The organism is Roseobacter sp. YIN89, assembly GCF_057219365.1.
The window spans coordinates 1-6241 of sequence record NZ_JBXVVD010000009.1 but is presented as its reverse complement, the minus strand read 5'-3'; the positions used below and the strand labels follow the sequence as shown (position 1 = coordinate 6241).

7 protein-coding genes are annotated in these 6241 nt (G+C 52.2%); 6 read left to right on the top strand and 1 reads right to left on the bottom strand.

Annotated features, from left to right (window positions below; genetic code table 11):
* The 6 genes from AC2D8V_RS20235 to AC2D8V_RS20210 all read left to right on the top strand — a co-directional run.
* A partial coding sequence (locus AC2D8V_RS20235; RefSeq protein WP_484735410.1) for a hypothetical protein occupies positions 1-351 on the top strand: 351 nt, incomplete at its 5' end.
* Between the two features lie 688 nt (positions 352-1039).
* Positions 1040-1225, top strand: coding sequence for a hypothetical protein (locus tag AC2D8V_RS20230; protein WP_484735409.1), 186 nt, complete (start codon positions 1040-1042; stop codon positions 1223-1225).
* A gap of 28 nt (positions 1226-1253) precedes the next feature.
* Positions 1254-2402, top strand: coding sequence for a TRAP transporter substrate-binding protein (locus AC2D8V_RS20225; RefSeq protein ID WP_484735408.1), 1149 nt, complete (start codon positions 1254-1256; stop codon positions 2400-2402).
* Between the two features lie 116 nt (positions 2403-2518).
* Positions 2519-3031, top strand: a complete 513-nt coding sequence (locus tag AC2D8V_RS20220) for a TRAP transporter small permease (protein ID WP_484735407.1) — start codon at positions 2519-2521, stop codon at positions 3029-3031.
* Between the two features lie 11 nt (positions 3032-3042).
* The gene (locus AC2D8V_RS20215; RefSeq protein WP_484735406.1) at positions 3043-4371 is read left to right on the top strand and encodes a TRAP transporter large permease; all 1329 of its coding nucleotides are present in this window, start codon (positions 3043-3045) and stop codon (positions 4369-4371) included.
* A gap of 76 nt (positions 4372-4447) precedes the next feature.
* Positions 4448-4858 carry a universal stress protein gene (locus AC2D8V_RS20210; protein WP_484735405.1) on the top strand — a complete coding sequence of 137 codons (411 nt, stop codon included), beginning with the start codon at positions 4448-4450 and terminating at the stop codon, positions 4856-4858.
* A 582-nt stretch (positions 4859-5440) separates the two neighbouring features.
* Here the strand turns inward: AC2D8V_RS20210 and AC2D8V_RS20205 are convergent.
* On the bottom strand, positions 5441-5962 hold the full coding sequence (locus AC2D8V_RS20205) for an outer membrane beta-barrel protein (protein ID WP_484735404.1): 522 nt from the start codon (positions 5960-5962) through the stop codon (positions 5441-5443).
* Positions 5963-6241 lie beyond the last annotated feature (279 nt).

The window sequence follows — 6241 nt, the reverse complement described above, 5'->3', positions numbered from 1 at the left end:
CTGAAGAAAACAATGGATGAGGTAACCGATAGGTTTGAAGAGTTCGAAGATGATTTCAAAGGCTACCTGCGGGAAAAGGAACCGGATGTTGAAGTAAAGTTATTGTCAGAGATTTATGGCGATACACTTCCATTACAAAAGGAAGAAACAAAGCAATCTAAAGGCAGTAAGAGAAGCTGGTCCGATGCAACCAAGATCAAACACGTCAAGGAATATGACAAGGCCAAAAAAAAGAGACAGGGCGCACAATATCTAAGAGAGAATGACCTTAACTCTAACAATATCCAAACATGGCGGGCGGCATTCTTAGCTGCACTTGATGCAGCCGAAAAAGCGTCTGATAAGCCTTAACGACAGATTTTTTGTATAAGTTTTTCACTCTTAGAGTGGGTACGACTGCTTGCCCCAAAAGCGGACACTGACGGAAAATCGGTTTACTTCCGCTCTGCGGGACAAACCTGCCAATTAGTCAGCTAGTTGCGATGACTGCATACAGCCCAATTTGGTCGTTCACTCGACTTAAGCGTTGCCGCGCTGCGGCCATCTGAACAAGCGGTTCGTTACGGACGCGAAATGAGATTTCAGGTGAGTTTACCGTTTGCGGTCAAAACTGTCGTTTATATGCAGAAAGCCGCACGTGTCCTCCTGATTGGAATTTGTGATGGAACGGTACGGCCAAGCTACACCTACTTAGCCTCAAAGGATAACGTCCAGCTAAAGGGAGTTAGCTGGACGTTATCTTACAAGCCCTTCTGAACTTCACGCATCGAGTTGGCGCGTTATTGCCAATCAAGTCAGTAATAAGCGACTGCGCAAGGATTAATTGGACTACGTTTTGCTTTTTGGCTCTTACCCTGGAGCCACAGTCAGGAATTGAAGCACACTCTACCATCCGGCAGGTTCAGTCGGAATTTGCACCAATCAATTGTAAGCGCTTGCACGAATCGCCTGTAAGCGCTTACAGTTGTTGATGACGGGTAATTCATCGCTGCCTATGTAAGCGCTTACAATGAAGCCGAACTGATACTGGAGATAGATAATGTACCTATTCGCGTCACTGTGTGTCTTCATCGTCTACTTCGCCAATGTTGCCTTAGGTGCTTACACGAGGAGCCCAATTTTGGGAGATGTGGGAGAAATGCTGGTTTTGTTTGCAGCGTCGATCCTGTTCGTCATCGCAATTCTGAAAAAAGAGGCTAAGCGGAAAAACGACACCGACAGCTGATACAAAAATTTCCATGGGAGGAAAATAAATGAATGAAGATCGCAAAGGGCTGGCTTCGGCCGAACGCCGGAACTTTTTGAAACTTGCATCTACAGGCAGCTTCACTGCCGCGCTAGTTGCAGGTGCGGCAGGGACGCTTTGGTCGACCGAGGCTGCGGCTCAATCCGCGAACGAAGAACGCGAGCGCGAAAAGGCTGCAGAGCACATAATGATCATCGGCACGGCCTATGTTCTTGGAGCGTCACGCGGCTACCCGATCATGCAGTTGGACCTGAAAGAGAACATCCAAAACGCTACTAACGGCAAAGTGTACGTGAAACTCGCGCCGGGTGGCCAATTAGGTGCCGGTGGCGCGCTTGTTCAAGCTGTGCAAGGTGGAACAATTCAGGCGGCTCAGCACTCGCTGTCCAACTTCGCTCCGTTTGCATCCACGGTTGACCTTATCAACATGCCATATCTCTGTGGCTCCAACCAGCGTTTCACGAACCTTGTAACGTCGGATTTCTGGAAATCCACGGTTGAGCCGAAAGTCGAAGAGAACGGTTTCAAGGCACTCTTCTATGTGAATATCGATCCGCGTGTCGTTGCCGTGCGCAAAGGTGGTGCTGGTGCGGTCATCACACCTGGCGATCTTGCCGGTGTTAAGTTCCGGGTACCAGGCTCCAAGATGCTGCAACAGTACTACCGAATGGTCGGCGCGAACCCGACACCGGTTGCATGGGGCGAAACACCTTCTGCAATCAAGCAGGGCGTTGCAGATGCTCTTGATCCATCGGTCGGCGCTCTGCACGTGTTTGGCTTCGGCGAAATCCTTAGCCATGTGACCTTCACTCAGGCCGTGCCGGACAGCCAAGTGTACTCCTGTAACCTGGAGTGGTTCAATTCGATGCCTGCCGACGTGCAAGAGGGTATCATGTGGGGCGCTGAAATGACTGCGCACCAGAACCTTGCCAAAGTCCCATCCGCGCGCGCCTACGCGATGGCGGAACTGACCAAAGCGGGTGTCGAATTCCACAGCCTGAGCGAAGACCAACTGGGCGAGTGGAAGGAAGCCGGCGGCTTCCAGCGTTCCGAATGGGACGAGTTCAAAGTCGATCTCGCGGGGTCGATGGAAAACTTCGCCAAGATGGAAGAAGCTGCCGGCACCCTAGGCAAATACTTCGTCCACGACGCATAATCACAGAACTCAACGGGTGCCTCTTTAGGCACCCGTTTTTCTCGGATGACTGAGCTGTGTCACCCGGCCGGCCAAGCGCGCCGAAACCGAGATATAGCCATACATTGGAAGCCGAAATGGAAACACTGCGTCACATAGACCGGAATGCCGAACGCTGGCTCTTGCTAACTTTCTACGTGATGCTTGTAATCACGATGGCGATCGAAGTGCTGCGGCGGGAAATCTTCTCTTACTCTTCAATATGGGGAGAAGAGATCGTACGCTATTCCTTCATCTACCTTGCTTGGATTGGTGCCGCCGCCGCGGTCAAAGAGCGTGCTCACATACGTATTGATGTGATCATGCACTACCTGCCGCCGCGTGCCAAAGCGCTCCTTTATATCTTCGGCGATCTGATTATGTTCTTCGTTGCAGTAATTGCGCTCTACTGGTCGTGGGAAGCGGTGCACATTTCGGCAAAATTTGGCTCCGTGACCGACGGGCTGCGTATTTCCAAAGTGTGGTTTTTGATGGCGGTGCCAGCGGGCTTTGCCCTCATGATCTGGCGCTTGCTGCAGTCTTTCAAACGCGACATTGACTCCCTTCGTACCGGCAAGCCGGTATTCGAAGGCGACACTCTCTTCGATTAAGGACCAGTCTCATGCTTTGGCAACAAGTTAACCAAACGGTCGAACTGGGCTGGGATTTCTACATACCGGTTCTTGTCTTTGTCGCTCTGATTGCACTGGCGGTGCCTGTCTGGGCAGCCATCGGAACGGCGGCAATCGCGATGCTCGTCATGTCAGGGGATCTGCCGCTTAGTTTGGTGGGAGAAAAGCTGTTTACAGGCATCGACGCCTTTGCGCTGACGGCGGTCCCGCTTTTCATTCTGACCGGCGACGTCCTTGTACGAACCGGGCTCAGTCGAAAATTCCTCGACGTGGCAGAGGCGCTTACCTGCTTTGCCAAAGGGGGGTTCGGTTCTGCAACGGTGCTTGTCTGCGGCATGTTCGCGGCGATTTCCGGCTCTGATGCGGCAGGCGCTGCTGCGGTTGGTCGTATGACCATCGCTCGCCTCGTCGAAAGTGGATACCCACGACCATATGCATGCGCCTTGGTTGCCGCCGGTGCCTGTACCGGTATTCTGATCCCACCTTCCATTGCCTATATCATCATCGGTTTGGTTCTGGGAATCTCGGCCTCCACCTTGTTTTTGGCAGCGCTTATTCCTGGCCTGTGTATCTTGTTTTCGATTCTTATCACCAACCTGATTGTAAACCGCATTTACAACTATGAGGGTGGCGGCACGATGACCGCAGGCGAATGGTTTTCGAACCTTGGCCGCGCGCTCAGATCCGGCTGGTATGCTTTCATTGTGCCCGGCATCATTTTCTACGGCATCTTTTCGGGGCGCTTGACTCCGACAGAAGCTGGCGCGACTGCCGTGGTTGTGACCATCATTATGGGGTTCATACTGCGCACGCTGTCCTTTGCGGACTTTCCAGCCATGCTCGTCAGCTCGGCCAAAGTAAACGGGGTGATCTTGCCGATTATCGCTTTCTCGGCTCCGCTGGCCGAAGCGCTGGCGATCATGGGCGTGCCGCAGGGATTTGTCACGTCAGTGACGAGCCTCACGGACGAGCCATGGTTGCTGATCTTGCTCATGATCGGCATTCTTATTGCTGCGGGCTGTGTCATGGAAACGACTCCGAATATCGTGATCCTCGCACCAATCCTCAAACCACTGGCCGACAACATTGGAATGAACGAGATTCAGTTCTGTATCATGATGATCACGGCTCTGGGTGTCGGCTTTATTACTCCACCTTTGGGTCTCAACTTGTTTGTTGTGTCAGGCATTACCGGAGAGTCGATACTCAAGATCGCTGCACGCGCTGTTCCATTTGTGTTGTGCATGTTCGTGGTGGTCATCCTGATCGCCTACGTGCCGGCGGTGTCGACAACTTTTTTGCCGGAAATCTACAAATAGACTGGCACAAACACGCTGGGTCGCCACAATTGAGTAAAAGTGGCGGCGCGGCACTTTTTCAAAATCTGGAGGTCACATGTACAAAAACATCCTGGTACCCATGGCTCTCGATCACGACGTCTCTCCACAAACTTTGAGCGTTGCCCGGACTTTGGCGGGTGAACACGGCAAAATAACCGCGATCCACATTCATGAAGCGTTGCAAGGTTCGGTTGCTGCATATCTCACTGAAGACGCGGTTCGTGAAGCCCAGCAAAATGCAGAAGTAAAATTGCGAGCAAAGACAAGCGATCTGACTGGCGTGACAACTGAACTCGTTGTGGGACACGCGTATCGCAGCATCATTGACTACGCGGAGGCAAACGACATCGATTGCATCGTGATTGGATCGCACAAACCCGGATTAAGTGATTATTTGCTTGGATCTACAGCAGCGCGAGTGGTGCGGCATGCTCCGTGCGCGGTACATGTTTGCCGGACTTCGTGAAAGACGCCGAAATTCTGACCACCCCTAATCTGTTTCTGCGTTCCCAACAGTTCTGCACAGTCCACTAAGGATTCCAAGCTAACTTGCGGCACAGCCAGGAATAGAGCTGAGTCGTGGCAATTGAGATGTTGTCTTCCGCCCATAACATCCAGCCAACTAGTATCTGCCGAGAATGACCGCTGTCCGCCCTTTTGGGCCCATGCTGCGCGAAAAACATAGGTCGCGTATGGGCTCCGAGCGGTCCTTCGCCGAATTTTGGTGAGTGTCTGCAGTCTCGCGTTAAGCCGCCATTCACGACCAAAAACTCGAAGTCTTCGCACTGAATGGCTGCTTACCACAAGAGCGGGCACTGACGGAAAATCGGTCTAATTCCACTCTGCGGACAATCCTACCCTTAGCTGCGACAAATCGTTTTGCTGCCAAATGACGTACCCTCGATCATCGAAAACGATTTTGTACAACTCGACGTCGATCGCCGCTCAGCAGTACATGTCCAATGGAAGGCATTCGACTTCTGGTAATTGGAAGAAATGCTCACGGCTTGTTCAAAGCCACAAGCCTAAGCAAATGCGGGACTGGGTCTTAGAACCTCCAAGATGCTCTCAGGTTGACGCTCCAAGCATCGGCATCAACGTCGGAGCCATCGATATCGCCGAAGTTATGCTCCAGCAGTTCCAAACTTATAATCGTCTGGGAACTCACGGCATATGCAGCACCGAAGCCGAAGAATTCACCCCATTCATCGCCCAGACCATCGACATCCACTTCCGCAGCGCCCACGGCTAGATACCCCAACCACTGTCCGAAGTCATAGCCGGCAATTGCCTTCAAGCGCATGACGCTATCCACGGAGATGTCGGGATCTAGCTCGACGTCCGTCCAGTCGTATTCGAATTCGCCGCCAAAGACCCATTGACCGGTGTCGTATCTGTATCCCGCGTGAAGTCCATAACTCAGGTCGTCGTCTTTGTTACCGCCGCCGCTGGGATCTACTTCGATATTTCCTATACCGGCACCGGCATAGAAACCGGTCCAGTCTTCCGCCAGTACTGAATTCGCCGAGAATGCCAGAAGCGCCGCGCTGATCGCCAGATACCTTGTCATTGTTTTCTCCATGCTCGCTTTTCATTAAAGGAAACCGCCATGTTCAAGTTTCCACGCGAAATTATATCATGTTTAAGGATGCTGACGCACCTTGCGCGCCGGTTTTTTCGTTGGATCACATTTCTGCAACGGCATCTTCTGATAACTGGCTGGAGGTGCTGTCAGACCAATTCGAACTCGTCTCTGCAAGGACAGTAAGGCTGATCCTTATGCCGCGCCGAGTTGGCGCCATTCGGCAAGAGCGACGGCGCGGTTGAGTTTGAAATTTGTTCGAGTTGA

Excerpts from the sequence above, each read along its gene's own strand:
- AC2D8V_RS20230 (WP_484735409.1), top strand. The coding sequence starts at position 1,040 with ATGTACCTATTCGCGTCACTGTGTGTCTTCATCGTCTACTTCGCCAAT.
- AC2D8V_RS20225 (WP_484735408.1), top strand. The coding sequence starts at position 1,254 with ATGAATGAAGATCGCAAAGGGCTGGCTTCGGCCGAACGCCGGAACTTT.
- AC2D8V_RS20220 (WP_484735407.1), top strand. The coding sequence starts at position 2,519 with ATGGAAACACTGCGTCACATAGACCGGAATGCCGAACGCTGGCTCTTG.
- AC2D8V_RS20215 (WP_484735406.1), top strand. The coding sequence starts at position 3,043 with ATGCTTTGGCAACAAGTTAACCAAACGGTCGAACTGGGCTGGGATTTC.
- AC2D8V_RS20210 (WP_484735405.1), top strand. The coding sequence starts at position 4,448 with ATGTACAAAAACATCCTGGTACCCATGGCTCTCGATCACGACGTCTCT.
- AC2D8V_RS20205 (WP_484735404.1), bottom strand. The coding sequence starts at position 5,962 with ATGACAAGGTATCTGGCGATCAGCGCGGCGCTTCTGGCATTCTCGGCG.